This window comes from Paracoccus sp. UBA889, assembly GCA_002294185.1.
GTDB lineage: Bacteria > Pseudomonadota > Alphaproteobacteria > Rhodobacterales > Rhodobacteraceae > Paracoccus.
This window is the reverse complement of the sequence record DBFD01000028.1, coordinates 1-17,610: the sequence shown is the minus strand read 5'-3', so window position 1 is coordinate 17,610 and position 17,610 is coordinate 1. Positions and strand designations below refer to the sequence as shown.

The following is a 17,610-nucleotide window of genomic DNA, read 5'->3' as shown; positions in this document are numbered from 1 at the left end:
TGCGGTCTTGGTGGCGGATTTCCTTGCCGGGGACTTTCCCGCCGATGCCTTCTTCGTGCCCTTCTTCGCGGCCTTGGCCAAGATCAACTCCAGCGCCTGCTCCATCGTGATGTCTTCGGGCGCAACCTCGCGGGGCAGGGTCGCATTGACCTTTTCCCATTTGACATAAGGGCCATAGCGCCCGTTCATCACCTGAATTGCACCCCCTTCGGGATGATCACCCAGTTCCTTCAGCGGTGCCGCCGCAGCGGCGCGTCCGCGCGTTTGCTTTGCCGCCAGCACCTCGACCGCCCGGTTCATGCCGATGGTAAAGACCTCGTCCACATCCGGCAGGTTGGCGTATTTGCGATCATGCTTCACATAGGGACCATAGCGCCCGATCCCCGCCTCGATCATCACGCCGTCATCGGGATGTGGTCCGACCGGGCGCGGCAGCGACAGAAGTCGCAACGCCTTTTCCAGATCCATGGTCGCCGCGTCCCAGCCCTTGGGGATCGAGGCCCGAGGCGGCTTCGGCACCTCTTCGGTCGCCTCGCCCCGCTGCACATAGGGTCCGAAACGCCCGGTCTTCAGGCTGATCTCGTCGCCATCGTCATGACCCAGCACCCGGTCGCCCACCGGCTGCTCGCCATCGGGGGCGGAGAGGGGGCGGGTATAGCGGCATTCGGGATAGTTCGTGCAGCCTATGAAGGCGCCCCCCGACCGCGCGGTCTTGAGGTTCAGCCGGCCCCTGCCGCAAAGCGGGCATTCGCGCGGATCGCCGCCATCGGCGCGCGGCGGATACAGATGCGGCGCCAGCGCATCGTCGATCGCCTCCAGAACCTCGGAGATGCGAAGTTCGGACGTGCCCTCCAGCGCCTTTGAAAAATCCTTCCAGAACCTGCCCAGAACCTCGCGCCAGACCAGATCGCCGGCGCTGATCTCATCCAGTTCGTTTTCCAGATCGGCGGTGAAGTCATAGCTGACATAACGCGGGAAATACTTGACCAGAAAGGTCGTGACCAGCCGGCCCTTGTCCTCGGGGATCAGCCGGTTCTTGTCCTTTCGGACGTATTCGCGGTCCTGGATGGTCGTGACGATGCTGGCATAGGTCGAGGGACGGCCGATGCCCAGTTCCTCCATCCGCTTGACCAGGGTGGCCTCGGTATAGCGGGGCGGGGGCTGGGTGAAATGCTGGCGGGCGGCGGTGCTGGCGGCGTCGTTGACCAGCAGGCCGGGGGCGGCGCGCTGGCCCTGCGGCGCCTCGGGCAGATCGTCGCCCTTGTCCCGCGCCTTCGAGAACTCGGCATCGAACGCCTTGCCGACCAGTTTCGCGGCCTCGCCTTCGGTGATCGCCGGCAGGCGGGCGCTGTCTTCGCCCTCGTCATCGTCGCGGCCCTGGTCATAGACGCGCAGAAAACCGTCGAACAGCATCACCTGACCGGTCGCGCGCAGGCCGACCTGGCCATCGGGGCTTTCGATTTCGGCTGTCGTGCGCTCCATCCTGGCGGCTTCCATCTGGCTGGCGATGGTGCGCTTCCAGATCAGGTCATACAGCTTGCGCTGGTCATCGGCGCTGACCTTCAGTCGGTCCGGCGACAGCATCATGTCGGTCGGGCGGATGCATTCATGGGCTTCCTGCGCGTTCTTGGCCTTGTTCTTGTACATGCGCGGCGATTTCGGCAGGTATTTTTCGCCGAACTTGGTCTTGATCGCGTCTCGGGCAGCCATCACCGCCTCGGGGGCCATGTCGATCCCGTCGGTCCGCATATAGGTGATCAAACCGGCCTCGTAGAGACGCTGCGCCGTGGACATGCAGGCCCGCGCGCCCATGCCCAGCTTGCGGCTGGCCTCTTGCTGCAGCGTCGAGGTCATGAAGGGCGGCCAGGGATTGCGGCTGGCGGGCTTGGCGGTGACGCTGGCGACACGCAGATCGCGGCTGGTGACCGCGCTGACGGCCATCGCGGCCCTTTCGGCGTCGGGCAGGTCGAATCGGTCCAGCTTCGAGCCGGCCAGCGACACGAGTTGCGCGTCGTATTCCTGTCCCCCCGGCGTCGCAAGACGGGCATGGACGGACCAGTATTCGCGCGCCTTGAATGCCTCTATCTCCATCTCGCGATCGACAATCAGGCGCAGGCAGACGGACTGGACGCGACCCGCCGATTTCGCGCCGGGCAGCTTGCGCCACAGCACGGGCGACAGGTTGAAGCCGACCAGATAATCCAGCGCGCGGCGGGCCAGATAGGCATCGACCAGCGGCTGGTCGATCTGGCGCGGCTGCTTCATCGCCTCGGTCACCGCGGCCTTGGTGATGGCGTTGAAGGTCACGCGATTGACCGCGCTGCCTTTTTTCAGTGCCGGCTGCAGCGCCTCCAGCAGGTGCCAACTGATCGCCTCGCCTTCGCGGTCGGGGTCGGTAGCAAGGATGAGAGTCTGGTCGTCCTTCAGCGCGTCGCGGATCGCCTTGAGGTGCTTCTTGCTGTCGCTGGCGATTTCCCACTTCATCGCGAATTCACTGTCGGGATCGACGCTGCCGTCCTTGGGCGGCAGGTCGCGGACGTGGCCAAAGCTGGCCAGCACGCGATAGTCGCCGCCGAGGTATTTCTCGATGGTCTTGGCCTTGGCCGGGGATTCGACGACGACAACGGGCATTCTGACCTCGGGGGTGTCTGCAATGGGGCGGCAACATGGTTGTGTGCCGAGGCGGTGTCAACGCCCGTCGCGTCAGCGGCTTCTCCCAGGGGCCTGGACGAAGGGGGATGGCCGGCCGCATTCGCCGCTTGGTCCAGAACGCGGCGGACGACGTGCCAGGGGGATGTCGCGCGGGGCGATGATCAGCTCAGCGCCAGTCTGCCGCCCGCCAGCCGCGTCAGACGTCCCTGCAGTTCCAGCGACAGGATCGCCGCGCAGGCTGCGGCGGCGGGGACGCCCAGATCGCGGATCAGGTCGTTTTCCTCGGTCGGGCTGGGCGTCAGGCGCGACAGGATTCGCGATTCGAGGTTGACCGGCCCGCCCTGATCCGCGATCCGCGACGGCGTGGCCGATCGCTGGGCATCGCCGGCGGCAGACCGGGGCGCCGGGATCGGGCCGGCGTTTGCGGACAATTCGGTCGATCGCGCCGGGGCTTCGCCGGGCCGCGACATCAGCGCCGCCGCCACATCGGCGGAATTGCGCACCAGCAAGGCTCCGTCGCGGATCAGTGCATTGCAGCCCGCAGCGCGGGCATCCATCGGGTGGCCCGGCACCGCCATGACCTCGCGGCCCTGATCCAGCGCGTTCCTTGCGGTGATCAGCGTGCCCGACCGATGCGCGGCCTCGATCACCACGACCGCGCGCGACAGGCCCGACACGATTCGGTTCCGCGTCGGGAAATGCCGGGCGGCGGGTTCGGTCCCCGGCGCCTGTTCCGAAACCAGCACACCCTGTTCGGCGATCTGGGCTGCCAGGACGACGTTCTCAGCCGGGTAGATGACATCGACGCCGCCCGCCATCACCGCCACGGTGCCACTGCCCAGGGCGGCGTTGTGGGCTGCGGTGTCGATGCCACGGGCAAGGCCCGCGACGACCGTATGCCCGGCCTCGCCCAGCCCTGCCGCCATCCCGCGCGCCATGCGCAGGCCCAGCGACGAGGCGTTGCGCGCCCCGATCACAGCGACCGGATTGCGCGACAGCCATGCCGGATCGCCGCGCACCCACAGGATTGGCGGTGCGCCGTCGATCTGGCGCAACTGGGCGGGATACAGCGGGGAATCGCAGCGGATCAGCCGCGCCCCGGCCTTGCGCCCGGCATTCAGTTCGGCCGCGGCCACGCCTTCGGGACAGGCTTCGTAATCCGTCATCCCGGCCTCGGCCGCGATTTCCGGCAAAGCCTCAAGCGCGGCCGTGGCGCCGCCATGTTGAGCCATCAGCCGATGAAAGGTCGCCGGTCCGACCCGGCGCGAGCGGATGAGACGCAGGACGTCGAGGTCGTCATCCTTCGCCGGCGCGGCGCTGTTGGGCATGTCCGAGGGAATGAACCCGGTATCCATGGTGCCTCCGTCTCATCCAGAGGCCAGCCTAGCGCAACAAGGGTTAATACAAGGTTACCGGGACTGGGGTTTCTGCGTTGCCGGGCGCGTTCAGGCGGCCGAGCCGCCGATCGTCAGCCCCCCGATCATCAGGGTCGGCTGGCCGACGCCCACAGGAACCCATTGCCCCTGCTTGCCGCAATTGCCGATGCCGGGATCCAGCGTCATGTCGTTGCCGATGGCGCGGATTTTCCGCAATGCCGTCGCACCGTCCCCGATCAGCGTCGCGCCCCTTATCGGATCGCCGATCCGGCCGTCCTTCACGCGATAGGCCTCGGTGCAGGAAAAGACGAACTTGCCGTTGGTGATGTCCACCTGGCCGCCGCCGAATCCCACCGCGTGGATGCCGTCCTTCAGATCGGCGAGGATCGCGGCCGGATCGGCATCGCCACCGGGCATGTAGGTATTGGTCATGCGCGGCATCGGCGCATGAGCGAAACTTTCGCGCCGCCCGTTGCCCGTGGGCGCCACCCCCATCAGGCGGGCATTCTGGCGATCCTGCATGTAGCCCGTCAGAATCCCGTCCTCGATCAGCACGTTGCGGGCGGGCGGGGTGCCCTCGTCATCGACGCCGATGCTGCCGCGCCGGTCCGGGATGGTGCCGTCATCGACCACCGTCACGCCGGGCGCGGCGACGCGGTCGCCCATCAGCCCGGCGAAGGCGCTGGCCTTCTTGCGGTTGAAGTCTCCCTCAAGCCCGTGGCCCACGGCCTCGTGCAGCAGGATGCCCGGCCAGCCGGGACCAAGAACGACATCCATGACCCCGGCGGGCGCGGGGACCGAGCGCAGGTTGACCAGCGCGATCCGCAGCGCCTCGTCCACGGCGCTCTTCCAGTGGTCCGGCTGCATCAGGCCCTTCAGCGAAACCCGGCCGCCGCCGCCGTGACCGCCGGATTCGCGGCGATCGTTGTTCTCGACGATGACCGCGACATTCAGTCGCGCCATGGGCCGGATATCGGTGACCAGACCGCCTTCGGGGCGCAGGATGGCGATTTCCTGCAGCGAGGAGGCCAGCGAGACGGTAACCTGCACCACCCGCGGATCCAGCGACCGGGCGTAGTCGTCGATCTCGCGCAGCAGGGCGATGCGGCGCGAGATGGGGATCCCCTCGGCCGGGTCCGCGGCGGCATAAAGGTGTTGCGCCCGCATCGGCGCCGGATCGGCCAGCACGGCGCCGCCCCGGCCCACGGCCAGTCGCGCGGTCTGGGCGGCACGGCGCAGCGATGTCTCGGAAATCTCGGTGGAATGGGCGTATCCTGTCACCTCGCCGCGCACGGCGCGCAGCCCGAAACCCTGGTCGGCTGTATAGCCGGAATTGCGCAGCCGCCCGTCGTCGAAGACCAGGCTCTCCGAGACCGAACGTTCCAGAAAAAGTTCGCCGTCTTCGGCCCCCGACACCGCCTCGCGCAGGATCGCCAAGGCGCGATCGCGATCCAGATACAGGGCGAACGGGTCAAATCTGTCGCGGGTCATGGCGGGGTAAACTCCGTTCGTCGGGCGGGCGGCCGGCGTCCGCGAAGACGCGGGCGGGCGGTCACTTTCGCAGATATCTTCTCGGTATCACTTGCCCGAGAGCGCAAGATATGGTCATAGAACGGTCACTGTGAAAGGAAAAGGGGCGGCCTGCCGGCGGCCCTTGCGGCCATGTCGGCCGGGCCAACGCAACGGGATGGGATGATGGCAAAAGCGATGATTCGCCGGGCAGTCGCGGCAGCTTCGGGGCTGGCAACGACGGGAATGATGGCCAGCGCGGCAATGGCGCAGGATGTGCTGGGCGATCTGCCGGTCATCGGCAAACCGCAGGCGAGGGGGATCGGCTTTCAGCCCGCCTCGACGGAACTGGCGCGCGATCAGCAATGGCTTGACGGTTTCGTTCTGATCATCATCGCCTTGATCACGGTCTTTGTCTGCGCGCTGCTGCTGATCGTGATCTTCCGGTTCAACAGCAAGTCGAACCCGGTTCCCGCCAAATTCACCCACAACACGCCGATCGAGATCGTCTGGACACTGGTTCCGGTGCTGATCCTGGTCGTGATCGGGGCCTTCTCCTTGCCGGCCCTGTTTCGCAGCCAGGAAATGCCGCCCAATCCCGACCTGGTGATCAAGGTGATCGGCAACCAGTGGTACTGGTCCTACGAGTATCCCGACAACGATATCAGTTTTGATTCCCTGCTTCTGGCCAAGGAAGAACTGGCCGCTGCCGGCTATTCCGAGGACGAATACCTGCTGGCGACCGACAACGCTGTCGTGGTGCCGGTCGGCAAGACGGTGCTGCTTCAGGTCACCTCGAACGACGTGATCCACAGCTGGACCATTCCGGCCTTCGCGATCAAGCAGGACGCCGTTCCCGGCCGCATCGCGCAGGCCTGGTTCAACGTCGAACGGGAAGGCGTCTTCTTCGGCCAGTGCAGCGAATTGTGCGGCATCAACCATGCCTACATGCCCATCGTCGTGAAAGCCGTCAGCCCCGAAAAATATGCCGCCTGGGTGGCCGAACAGGGCGGCACCATGCCTGCCGATCAGGCGACCGCGCTGAACCTGCCCGCCGACAGCCAGGTCGAACTGGCCAAGGCCGAGTGATCGGACCCGGACGCATCCCATGAGCGACATCCACGCATATGACGGCGCCCCCGAGGCCGAATTTCAGGACTATGTCGCCCTGTTGAAGCCGCGTGTCATGTCGCTGGTCGTGTTCACGGCCTTCGTCGGGCTGCTGGTAGCGCCGGTCACGGTTCATCCCTTCATCGCCTTCTGCGCGGTGATCTTCATCGCGCTTGGCGGCGGCGCGGCCGGCGCGCTGAACATGTGGTCCGATGCCGATATCGACGCGGTCATGAACCGCACCCGGAACCGTCCGATCCCCGCGGGCCGGATCCAGCGGGGCGAGGCCCTGGGCCTGGGCATCGCCCTGTCGATCATCTCGGTGATGATGCTGGGTCTGGTCGCGAACTGGTTCGCGGCGGGCTTTCTGGCCTTCACCATCTTCTTCTACGCCGTCGTCTATTCGATCTGGCTGAAACGGTCGACGCCGCAGAACATCGTCATCGGCGGCGCGGCCGGGGCCTTTCCCCCGATGATCGGCTGGGCCAGCGCCACCGGAGGGGTCGGCATCGAACCGCTGTTGATGTTCGCCCTGATCTTCTTCTGGACACCGCCGCATTTCTGGGCGCTGGCGCTGTTCATGAAAGAGGATTATCACAAGGCCGGCGTGCCGATGCTGACCGTCACGCATGGCCGCGCGGCCACCCGCCGTCACATCTTTGCCTATACGCTGGTGCTTGCGCCCTTCGCGCTGTGGCTGGGCCTGACGCCCGTCGGCGGGTCGCTGTATCTGGCGGTTTCGGTCGTTCTGAACGCGCTGTTCATGGCCGGCGGCTGGCGCATCCTGAAGCGCGACGAAGAGACGGCTATCGCCGATGGCTATGCGTTCGAGAAACGGTTTTTCAGACTGTCGCTCTATTACCTCTTCCTGCATTTCCTGGCGTTGCTCGTTCAAAATCAATGGGGAGCCTGGTGATGCCGATGCAAGCGGAACACGAACTTCACCGCCGCCGCTGGTCGCGCAACGTGGGTCTCGGGCTGGTTCTTGCCAGCCTGGTCGTGCTGGTTTTCGCGCTGACGGTGGTCAAGGTCCGTCAGGGCGACCTGATGGAAGGATACGACTATCAGCCGCGGGCGTCCGTCCTGCCGCCGGCAGCGGCCGCGCCTGACGCGCCCGCCCGGGCGGAAGAAAAAGAAATGCAGCCATGAGCCGCAATTCCCGCACCGTTCTGGGCCTTGTCGCGGTCGTGCTGACGATGGGCGCGCTGTCCTGGGCCGCGGTGCCGTTCTACAACTGGTTTTGCAAGGTGACCGGGTTTGCCGGAACCACACAGGTGTCGAAAGAGGCTCCTGACCAGGTTCTGGAGGAAATCGTCCGCGTCCGTTTCGATGCCAATGTAGACAAGGATGTGCCGTGGACTTTCCGGCCGATGCAGAAGAAGATGGAAGTCCGTATCGGCGAGGACTCGATGGCCTATTACGAGGCAATCAACAACAGCGACGAGACGATCACCGGCACGGCCAGCTACAATGTCGCGCCCGATGTCGCCGGATATTATTTCAGCAAGATCGCCTGCTTCTGCTTCACCGAGCAGACGCTGAAACCGGGCGAGCGGGTCGAAATGCCGATCAATTTCTATGTCGATCCCGACCTGCTTGCCGACGGCGACGCAAGCTGGGTGCGTGACATCACCCTGTCCTATACCTTCCACCGGACCGAGCCGAAACAGGCGGCGCTTGACGCCCAGCCGGCCAGCAACGTCAACTGATCCAGAAAGAGGAGCCGACGGGGACCCGACCATGGCGCATGCTAAGAATCACGACTACCATATCCTTTCGCCCTCCATCTGGCCCTTCTTCGGCGCGGTCTCGGCGTTCTTCATGCTGTATGGCGCCGTGGGCTGGATCAGTGCCGACGATGTTCGCCTGTTCTGGATTCCGGTCAGCGGGCCCTGGCTGTTCCTGATCGGTTTCGTCGGTGTGCTGTATGTCATGTACAGCTGGTGGGCCGACGTGATCCGCGAAAGCGAGGCGGGCGATCACACCCCGGTCGTGCGGATCGGGCTGCAATACGGCTTCATCCTGTTCATCATCTCGGAAGTGATGTTCTTCGTTGCCTGGTTCTGGAACTGGTTCAAGAACGCGCTGTATCCGATGGGACCGCAAAGCCCGATCAAGGATGGGGTCTGGCCTCCGGAAGGTATCCAGCCCTTCAATCCGTGGGAACTGCCACTGATCAACACGCTGATCCTGCTTCTGTCAGGGGTTGCCGTGACCTGGGCGCATCATGCGTTCGTGCATGAAAACGACCGCAAGACCACGATCAACGGGCTGATTGTCGCCATCCTCCTGGGGCTCAGCTTTTCGGCGCTGCAGGCCTACGAATACTTCCATGCAGCCTTCGGCCTGTCCGATACCGCCTATGCCAGCGCCTTCTACCTGGCGACCGGCTTTCACGGCCTGCACGTCATCATCGGCACCATCTTCCTTGCCGTCTGCCTGTTCCGCATCATGCGCGGCCAGATGGACCAGAAACAGCATGTCGGCTTCGAGGCCGCCGCCTGGTACTGGCACTTCGTGGATGTCGTCTGGCTGTTCCTGTTCGGTGCGGTCTATATCTGGGGCAGCTGAACCGGTATGTTCCGCGAGAGGCGCGCGGGGCCCGGCCTCGCGCGTTTTCCATGGCGAAAGGAAGATCGTGCGACAGGCGGCGGAACCCGCGGTTCCGCAGGATCAACAATGATGACACGCTATCTGTTTCCCGCCCTTCTCGGTCTTGTCGGCTGCGCTATCCTGATCAGTCTTGGCCTGTGGCAACTGCGCCGGATGGACTGGAAGGAAGGCGTGCTGGATCAGATACAGGCGCAGATCGACGCTCCGGCCATACCGCTGCCACAGTCGGTCGATCCGTCGATGAAATACATGCCGGTCACGATCAGCGGCACCACGACCGGCGATGAAATCGACATTCTCTCGGGCACCAAGGAACATGGTGGCGGCTATCAGATCGTGTCGCGCTTCATCACCGATGACGGCCGCGCCATCATGGTCGATCGCGGCTTTGTGCCGCAAGAGGATCGCTATGTCGAACGCGGACCCACACGGCTGACGATCCGGGGCAATCTGCATTGGCCGGACGAGAAGGGCGGTTCCACGCCCGATCCGAACCTTTCGGAAAACATCTGGTTTGCCCGTGACGTGCCCGCGATGGCGAGTCAGCTTGACACGCTGCCGATCCTCGTCGTCGCAAGCGTCGTGGAGGGCGATGCCCAAGGCGTCGAGCCGATCCCCGTCTCGATTCAGGGGATCCCCAACAATCACCTGTCATACGCGGTCCAGTGGTTCATGATCGCCGCCGTCTGGGCAGGGATGACACTGGCCCTAATCTGGCGTATCAGGCAGCGGCGATACTGAAGGGGTGGCGATGCGTTACGTCTCGACGCGGGGAAAGGCCCCGGTCCTCGACTTTGAACAGGCGATGCTGTCGGGGCTGGCGCGTGATGGCGGTCTGTATCTGCCCGAGACCGTTCCGGCGCTGTCCGGCCTGAATGACCTTGACGGCCTGCCCTACGAAGAGGTCGCCTTTCGCGTGATCCGTCCCTTTACCGGCGACAGCTTCACCGATGTCGAATTGCGCGGCGCCATCGAACGCGCCTATGCGCGCATCGAACACGCAGCCAAGGCGCCGCTGCATCAGCTTGCGCCGGGCCACCACCTGCTGGAACTGTTCCACGGCCCCACCCTGGCCTTCAAGGATTTCGCCATGCAGCTGATCGCCCAGCTGTTCGAGATCGCGCTGAAACGGTCGGGCCAGCGGATCACCATCGTCGGCGCGACCTCGGGCGATACCGGCTCTGCGGCGATCGAGGCGTTCCGGGGCATCGACAATGTGGATGTCTTCATCATGTTCCCGCATGGCCGCGTGTCCGAGGTGCAGCGCCGCCAGATGACCACGCCCGATGCGGCGAATGTGCACGCGCTGGCCCTCGACGGCCATTTCGACGATTGTCAGGCGCGGCTTAAGGATCTGTTCAACGACCATGATTTCCGCGACGGCGTCGGGTTGGCAGGGATCAACAGCATCAACTGGGCGCGCGTTGTGGCGCAGATCGTCTATTATGTCACCGCGGCCGCGAGCCTGGGGATGCGCGACACGGATTTCTGCGTCCCGACCGGCAATTTCGGCGACATCTTCGCCGGCAGCATGGCCCGCGCCATGGGCGCGCCGATCCGGCGCCTGATCGTGGCCACGAACCAGAACGACATCCTGCACCGCGCGCTGAGCACGGGCGAATACCGGGTGGGCGAGGTCGCGCCTTCGATGTCGCCGTCGATGGATATTCAGGTCAGCTCCAACTTCGAACGGGCGCTGTATCTGGCCTATGGCGGCGATGCGGGCGCGATCGCGCAATTGATGGAGGAACTGAGATCAGGTGGTTTCACCGTCAGCCAGGGCGCGCTGCAGGCGCTGCGCGCGCAATATGTATCTGGGCGTGTCGGCGAAGAGGAAACACTGGCCACGATCCGCACCATTCGCGCCGAAACCGGTCAGATCCTGTGCCCGCACAGCGCCGTGGGCGTGGCGGTCGCGCGCCATCATGCCGAACCCGGCGTGCCCATGGTGACGCTGGCCACGGCCCATCCCGCGAAATTCCCCGATGCGGTCGAAAAGGCCGTGGGGATCCGCCCCGCCTTGCCGCCGCACATGGCGGGGCTGTTCGATCTGCCGGAACGTGTGACGAGGGTCGAAAACGACACCGCCGCGCTTGAGGCGCTGATCCTTGAACGGAGAACGATTTGACCACCGATCCTCATCTTCGCGTCACCACATTGCCGAACGGCCTGCGCATCGCCACGCGCGACATGCCGGGTCTGCATTCCGCCGCGCTTGGCGTCTGGGTGAACGCCGGAGGTCGGAACGAACGCGCCGAACAGAACGGCATCGCGCATTTTCTGGAACATATGGCCTTCAAGGGCACGGCGACGCGCAGCGCGCTGCAGATCGCCGAGGCGATCGAGGATGTGGGCGGCTTCATCAACGCCTATACCTCGCGCGATGCGACCGCCTATTATGTCCGGGTGCTGGAACAGGACGTCGATCTGGCCTTCGACGTGATCTCGGACATCGTGCTGAACCCGATCTTCGACGAGCGCGAGATCGAGGTCGAACGCGGCGTGATCCTGCAGGAAATCGGGCAGGCGCTGGACACGCCCGATGACATCATCTTCGACTGGCTGCAGGAGGCTGCCTATCCCGATCAGGCCATCGGCCGCCCGATCCTGGGTCCGGCCGAGCGTGTCAGCCGCTTTGGCCGGCCCGATCTGGCCGGGTTCGTGGCCGAGAATTATGGCCCCGGCCAGATGATTGTCGCGGCGGCCGGCGCGGTCGATCACGACCGCATCGTGCGCCTGGCCGAGACCGCCTTCGGTCATCTGTCGCCGATTCTGCAAAACCCGCGCGCCGGCGCCGTCTGGCAGGGCCGCGAGGTGCGCCGCGTCAAGAAGCTGGAACAGGCCCATTTCGCCCTGGCATTGGAAGGACCGGGCTACCTGTCCGACGATTACTATGCCGCGCAGATCTTTTCGGCCGCGCTTGGCGGCGGCATGTCGTCGCGACTGTTCCAGAAAATCCGCGAGGAACGCGGGCTGTGCTATACGATCTTCGCGCAATCGGGGTTCCACGACGATACCGGAATGATGACGATTTATGCCGGAACCGGAGGTGGCGACATCGCCGATCTGGCGATGCTGACCATTGACGAGGTTCGCCGCGCCGCCGGCGACATCAGCGAGATCGAGGTCGCCCGCGCCAAGGCGCAATTGCGTGCGGGCCTGCTGATGGGGCTGGAAAGCCCCTCGGCGCAAGCGGAACGGATCGCGCGGGTTCTGGCGATCTGGGGTCGGGTTCTGGACCCCTCCGAGGTAGCGCAGCGGATTTCCGACGTGACGCTGGGCGATGTGCGCGCCCATGCCGAAAGGCTGATCGGGCGGGCGCGGCCTGCGCTGGCGCTTTATGGTCCTGTCAAGACCGCTCCGTCGCGTGGGGTTCTGGCCGAAAGGCTTGCCGCCTGATGTTTTCGCGGCGGCGTCCCGTGCGGCTGGAAACCGAGCGGATCGTGCTGCGCCTGCCGGCCCATTCGGACTTCAGCGCCTGGACCGCGCTGCGGGTCGACAGCCGCGCTTTCCTGACCCCCTGGGAGCCGGTCTGGTCATCCGACCATCTGACCCGCAAGAGCTTCACCAACCGCGTCTACTGGGCCGCCCGGGCCAGTCACGGCGGCAGCGCGCTGCCATTGTTTTTGCTGCGCCGCGACGGCGTGCTGCTGGGCGCGATCACGCTGGACAATATCCGGCGCGGTCCCGCCCAGACCGGCACGATCGGCTACTGGATCGGCCGGCCCTTCGCGCGGCAGGGCTATATGCGCGAGGCGATCGGCGCGCTGGTGCATCATGCCTTCACCGCGCTGGACCTGAGCCGGGTCGAGGCCGCCTGCCTGCCCGAGAACGCTGCCTCCCGGGGCGTTCTGGAGAAATCGGGTTTCAAGTATGAGGGCGTGGCGCAAAGCTATCTTCAGATCAATGGGCGCTGGCGGAACCATGTGCTTTACGCCAATCTGCGCAGCGACAGGCGGGGGCGCAGCGAGGCGCGCTGATTTTGCGTCCCGCGACGGCCGGTGGGGCCAGCCCCCCCGGACCCCCCCGAGGTATTTGGAAAGAGGGCGAGAAGATGGGGCTGGAACCGGCGGACGAGCGGCTGGCGGCGATCTTGCCGAGGGATGTGCTGCGCGAGGTGACGCCGGCCTATCTGGAAGAGCCGCGCGGCCGGTTTCACGGGCAGGCCGGGCTTGTCGCGGCGCCGCGCGATGCCGAAGAGGCGGCGGCGGTGATCCGGGCCTGTGCCAGGGCGCGCGTGGCTGTGGTGCCTCGCGGCGGCGGGACCGGGCTGGTCGGCGGGCAGATCATGGCCGGGGGGCCTGCGCCCCTGATCCTGTCACTGGAACGAATGAATGCCATTCGCGCGGTCTTTTCCGACGAGGCGGTGATGATCGCCGAAGCCGGCGCGACCCTGCAACAGGCCCGCGATGCCGCCGCCGAGGCGGGCCGGCAATTTCCGCTGTCGCTGGCCTCGCAGGGGACGGCGCAGATCGGTGGAGTGCTTTCCACCAATGCCGGAGGCGTGAACGTGCTACGCTATGGCAATGCGCGCGCCCTGTGCCTGGGGATCGAGGCGGTGTTGCCATCGGGCGTGGTGATGCGCGACCTGAAACGGCTGCGCAAGGACAATACCGGCTATGACCTGCGCGATCTTCTGATCGGGGCCGAAGGCACGCTGGGCATCATCACTGCCGCCTCGCTGGTTTTGGCCCCGATTCCGGCCGAATCGGGCGTGGCGATGTTGTCGGTGGAAAGTCCGGGCGCGGCGCTGAGCCTGCTGTCGCTGGCGCAGGCAAGGATGGGTGGCGGGGTCACGGCCTTCGAGCTGATTTCGGGTCAGTCCTTCGATTTCCTGAATCGGTATTTTCCGCAGATGCGACAGCCCTTTGCCGAGCCACCGTCCTGGTCGGTGCTGATCGAGGTCGGATTGCCCGCCGGGCTGGCCGCCGGCGAGGCGCTGGAAGGTCTGTTCCTCGCAGCCTCGGAGGATGGATTGGCGAGCGACGGCGTGATCGCGCAGTCGGGACAGCAGGCCGCCGATCTGTGGTCCCTGCGCGAACACATCCCGCTGGCCAATCGCGCCGTCGGAGCGATTGCCAGCCACGACATCAGCCTGCCTCTGTCGGAGGTCGCAAGCTTCATCCGCGATGCGCAGGCGATGCTGGCGGCCGCGGGCGACATGCGGATCAACTGTTTCGGCCATCTGGGCGACGGCAACCTGCATTTCAACCTGTTTCCCGCCAAGGGGCGCCGTCGCGAGGATTATGATTCCATTCGCGAGGCCCTGTCCCGGCGCATCCACGAGATGGTCGTGGCGCGGGGCGGGTCGTTCTCGGCCGAACACGGGGTGGGGCGGCTGAAGGTCGGCGATCTGGAACGCTGGGGCGATCCGGCGCGGCTGGCGGCGATGCGGGCGATCAAGCAGGCGCTGGATCCGCTGGGGATCATGAATCCCGGCGCCGTTCTGGGCTGACCGGCAACCCCTGTCCCGCATTGCCTTTGTGGCGTCGCGATGCATGATGGAGCAGGGGAGGGGGGCGACGATGCGATTGCGGTTCACCTATGCGACCGAGCGGGCCCGGCTCTACGAGCGGTATATCCCGTTCCTGGTCGCGATCCTGATGATGCCGGCGGGGCTGGCCTTGTTGGGCGTCGCGCCGGTGCTGGGCAGTCTGGTCGCGGTGCTGGGCCTGATCGGGACCGCGATCGGCATCTATGATCTGGGCCAGACCCAACACACCCTGATGCGCAATTATCCGCTGGCTTCGCGGTTGCGTTATCTGCTGGAACATTTCCGCCCCGAGATCCGGCAATATTTTGTCGAGAACGATCATGACGAGACGCCGTTCTCGCGCGAACAGCGGGCCGTCGTCTATCGCCGCGCCAAGGGAATCGAGGGGGTGCGTCCCTTCGGCACGCTCTGCAATGTCTATGCGGATGGCTATGAATGGCTGAACCATTCCCTTGCCACGCCGCATATCGAGGGACAGGATTTCCGGATCCGCGTCGGCGGGCCGGATTGCAGGCAGCCCTATGACAGTTCCGTGGTCAATATCTCGGGGATGTCCTACGGCGCCTTGTCGCCGCACGCGATCGAGGCGCTGAACCGCGGCGCGAAGGCCGGCGGGTTTGCGCATACGACGGGCGAGGGGTCGATCTCGCGCTTTCATCGCATGGGCGGCGATCTGATCTGGCAGATCGGCTCGGGCTATTTCGGCTGCCGGGACGCGGCGGGTCGGTTCGACGCCGAAAAATTCCGCGCGGCGGCGGCGGATGGCGCGGTCAGGATGATCGAGATCAAGCTGAGCCAGGGTGCAAAGCCCGGCCATGGCGGCATTCTGCCGGGGCCCAAGGTCAGCGAGGCCATCGCCGAGGCGCGCGGCGTTCCGGTCGGCAAGGCTTGCGTCAGCCCTGCATCGCATTCGGCCTTTTCCAGCCCGCGCGGCCTGTGCGATTTCATCGCCCGGCTGCGCGAGTTGTCGGCAGGCAAGCCGGTCGGGATCAAGCTGTGCATCGGTCATCCCTGGGAATGGTTCGCGATGGCAAAAGCCTTTCAAGAGACCGAAATCGCCCCTGATTTCATCGTGGTGGACGGCGGCGAGGGCGGTACCGGTGCGGCTCCGGTCGAATTCGCCGATCACAAGGGCGCACCACTGCGCGAGGGGCTGATGCTGGTGCACAATACCCTGACCGGACTTGGAATCCGGGACCGGATCAAGCTGATCGCATCGGCCAAGATCATCACCGCCTTTGACATCTGCCGTATCTCGGCGCTTGGCGCGGACGGGGTGAACATGGGACGCGGCTTCATGTTCGCGATCGGCTGCATCCAGGCGCAGGCTTGCCATACCGGCAAATGCCCGACCGGGATCACCACGCAGGATCCGGGCCGCTACCGGGCGCTGGTCGTGCCCGACAAGGCGCAGCGGGTGGCGCGATTCCACAAGGCCACGATGTTCGCGCTGAAGGAAGCCTGCGAAAGCAGCGGGTTGTCCCATCCCGACGCGTTCACGCCGCATCACCTGATGATCCGTACCGGCCCGCGCGAGGTGCGGTCTGCCGCGAGCCTTTATGACTGGCTGAAACCGGGCGCGCTGTTGCAGGGGGACGTGGATCATCCGGCGTTCCGCAAATACTGGCACCGGGCGCGGATCGGGGATTGGGGAATGGCCGAGGCGGCCTGGTGAGCGTTGCGCAAGATGCGGCGCAAGCAGCGTACGTTGCGTGACACAGGCTGGCAGCCGGCAGCGCAGAAAAACCAGCAAATGCCGGGCGCGACCGGTCACAGGCCGTACACCGGACCTGCACAGCCTGTACACCGCGCGGGCACCGCCTGCGAATTTCGCCGGGATGTTGCCTGTGGACGGAAGCCGTCCCGTTCGCAATCCAGGGCGGCCTGATTGCCTCATCGGTTCCTTCGGCAACACTTCCCTTGCGCCAACCCCGATCCGGAACGGCAGCTTGTCGTGCATTGCCATCATTGATACCCTCGGCGGTGAACCGGGCATCGCGAACACTCCATGTTCGAGCTACACCGACACCGCCGATACGAGGTTTCAGATCGCTCGACTTTGCCCTGGAGGCGAACAGGAAATGAACGGACTTGTCGCGACACTTGCGGTTGCGCTTTTCATGGCCGGGCCAGCCCTCGCACAATCCTTGCCGCCCGGTCTTGTCGGGCGTTGGGACGTCTCGCAGGAGGCTTGCGCCGCGTCCGGCACTTCGGTGAGCCAGATCGACATCCTGCCTGACCGGATCGACACGTTCGGCGGCAACGCCATCCTGCGAGAGGTCGAAAAGATCGGCGATGTCACCTTCGTGGCCGGCGATTTCGAGCAGCGCGAGGGGGCCGAGCAGATCGCGCCGCGTACAGGCGAATATTTCCGCTTTGACCAGCGAGACGGGCCGGACCGGATGACTTTCGTCTGGAAGGACGTACAGAGGACCGCCCTCGTCAGATGCGGAAAGGCGGTGGTGGAGAAGAAAGCCGTGGACCTCGCCCCCAGGCCGCCAGCCGCGAACGAACCGGGATATGACGGGCAGTTGCCGATCCCCCTCGGACTTTGGGTCATCGCGGGAGAATCCTGCCAGAACCCCGCCAATGCGGGCTGGCGCGTCTATGACGGCGCGGGCCTGCGCGGCGCGTCGAGCATTCGCTGCGAAATCGACGCCACCCAACGGCAAGGCGAAAGCATCCTGTTTTCGCAGCTCTGCGAGGCCAGCTATGACGGCAAGGTCCGGGCCACGCGGGACAGGATCACCATCACCGCGCCGCGACGGTTCACGCTTCTGGAAGCTGCCGGGGAAAGTCCTGACGAAGACGCTGGCCGGTCAGGCCAGAACTTCAACTGGTGCGGACCCCAACTTC

15 protein-coding genes are annotated in these 17,610 nt (G+C 65.4%); 12 read left to right on the top strand and 3 right to left on the bottom strand.

Annotated elements, in window-relative coordinates:
* The 3 genes from topA to tldD all read right to left on the bottom strand — a co-directional run.
* A partial coding sequence (gene topA / locus B4L36_RS04930) for a type I DNA topoisomerase (RefSeq protein WP_292953249.1) occupies positions 1–2,631 on the bottom strand: 2,631 nt, incomplete at its 3' end.
* Positions 2,632–2,813: 182 nt separating this feature from the next.
* Positions 2,814–4,007, bottom strand: coding sequence for a DNA-processing protein DprA (gene dprA, locus B4L36_RS04925; protein WP_292953246.1), 1,194 nt, complete (start codon positions 4,005–4,007; stop codon positions 2,814–2,816).
* 90 nt (positions 4,008–4,097) lie between these two features.
* Positions 4,098–5,519, bottom strand: coding sequence for a metalloprotease TldD (tldD, locus tag B4L36_RS04920; protein WP_292953243.1), 1,422 nt, complete (start codon positions 5,517–5,519; stop codon positions 4,098–4,100).
* A gap of 201 nt (positions 5,520–5,720) precedes the next feature.
* On the opposite strand from tldD, the gene coxB reads away from it, so the two are divergent.
* From coxB to B4L36_RS04860, 12 genes are all read left to right on the top strand, one after another.
* Positions 5,721–6,626, top strand: a complete 906-nt coding sequence (gene coxB, locus B4L36_RS04915; RefSeq protein ID WP_292953240.1) for a cytochrome c oxidase subunit II — start codon at positions 5,721–5,723, stop codon at positions 6,624–6,626.
* 19 nt (positions 6,627–6,645) lie between these two features.
* Positions 6,646–7,563: a heme o synthase gene (gene cyoE / locus B4L36_RS04910; protein WP_292953237.1), complete on the top strand. Its 918-nt coding sequence runs from the start codon at positions 6,646–6,648 to the stop codon at positions 7,561–7,563.
* The gene (locus tag B4L36_RS04905) at positions 7,563–7,796 is read left to right on the top strand and encodes a hypothetical protein (protein WP_292953234.1); all 234 of its coding nucleotides are present in this window, start codon (positions 7,563–7,565) and stop codon (positions 7,794–7,796) included. Before cyoE ends, B4L36_RS04905 begins: the two co-directional genes overlap by 1 nt.
* Positions 7,793–8,356 (top strand): cytochrome c oxidase assembly protein, encoded by a 564-nt coding sequence (locus B4L36_RS04900; protein WP_292953232.1) that lies wholly within the window; start codon positions 7,793–7,795, stop codon positions 8,354–8,356. Before B4L36_RS04905 ends, B4L36_RS04900 begins: the two co-directional genes overlap by 4 nt.
* Positions 8,357–8,387: 31 nt before the next feature.
* Positions 8,388–9,218 carry a cytochrome c oxidase subunit 3 gene (locus B4L36_RS04895; protein WP_292953229.1) on the top strand — a complete coding sequence of 277 codons (831 nt, stop codon included), beginning with the start codon at positions 8,388–8,390 and terminating at the stop codon, positions 9,216–9,218.
* Positions 9,219–9,326: 108 nt separating this feature from the next.
* Positions 9,327–10,001, top strand: coding sequence for an SURF1 family protein (locus B4L36_RS04890; RefSeq protein WP_292953226.1), 675 nt, complete (start codon positions 9,327–9,329; stop codon positions 9,999–10,001).
* Positions 10,002–10,011: 10 nt separating this feature from the next.
* Positions 10,012–11,388: a threonine synthase gene (gene thrC, locus B4L36_RS04885; RefSeq protein ID WP_292953223.1), complete on the top strand. Its 1,377-nt coding sequence runs from the start codon at positions 10,012–10,014 to the stop codon at positions 11,386–11,388.
* Positions 11,385–12,659 carry a M16 family metallopeptidase gene (locus B4L36_RS04880; RefSeq protein WP_292953220.1) on the top strand — a complete coding sequence of 425 codons (1,275 nt, stop codon included), beginning with the start codon at positions 11,385–11,387 and terminating at the stop codon, positions 12,657–12,659. The genes thrC and B4L36_RS04880 overlap by 4 nt, the downstream gene beginning before the upstream one ends.
* Positions 12,659–13,240: a GNAT family N-acetyltransferase gene (locus tag B4L36_RS04875; RefSeq protein WP_292953217.1), complete on the top strand. Its 582-nt coding sequence runs from the start codon at positions 12,659–12,661 to the stop codon at positions 13,238–13,240. Before B4L36_RS04880 ends, B4L36_RS04875 begins: the two co-directional genes overlap by 1 nt.
* A gap of 74 nt (positions 13,241–13,314) precedes the next feature.
* On the top strand, positions 13,315–14,715 hold the full coding sequence (locus B4L36_RS04870) for an FAD-binding oxidoreductase (RefSeq protein WP_292953214.1): 1,401 nt from the start codon (positions 13,315–13,317) through the stop codon (positions 14,713–14,715).
* A 70-nt stretch (positions 14,716–14,785) separates the two neighbouring features.
* Positions 14,786–16,429 (top strand): FMN-binding glutamate synthase family protein, encoded by a 1,644-nt coding sequence (locus tag B4L36_RS04865; protein WP_292953211.1) that lies wholly within the window; start codon positions 14,786–14,788, stop codon positions 16,427–16,429.
* Between the two features lie 37 nt (positions 16,430–16,466).
* Positions 16,467–17,610, top strand: a 1,144-nt coding sequence (locus tag B4L36_RS04860; RefSeq protein WP_292953209.1) for a hypothetical protein, incomplete at its 3' end; no start/stop codon positions are given.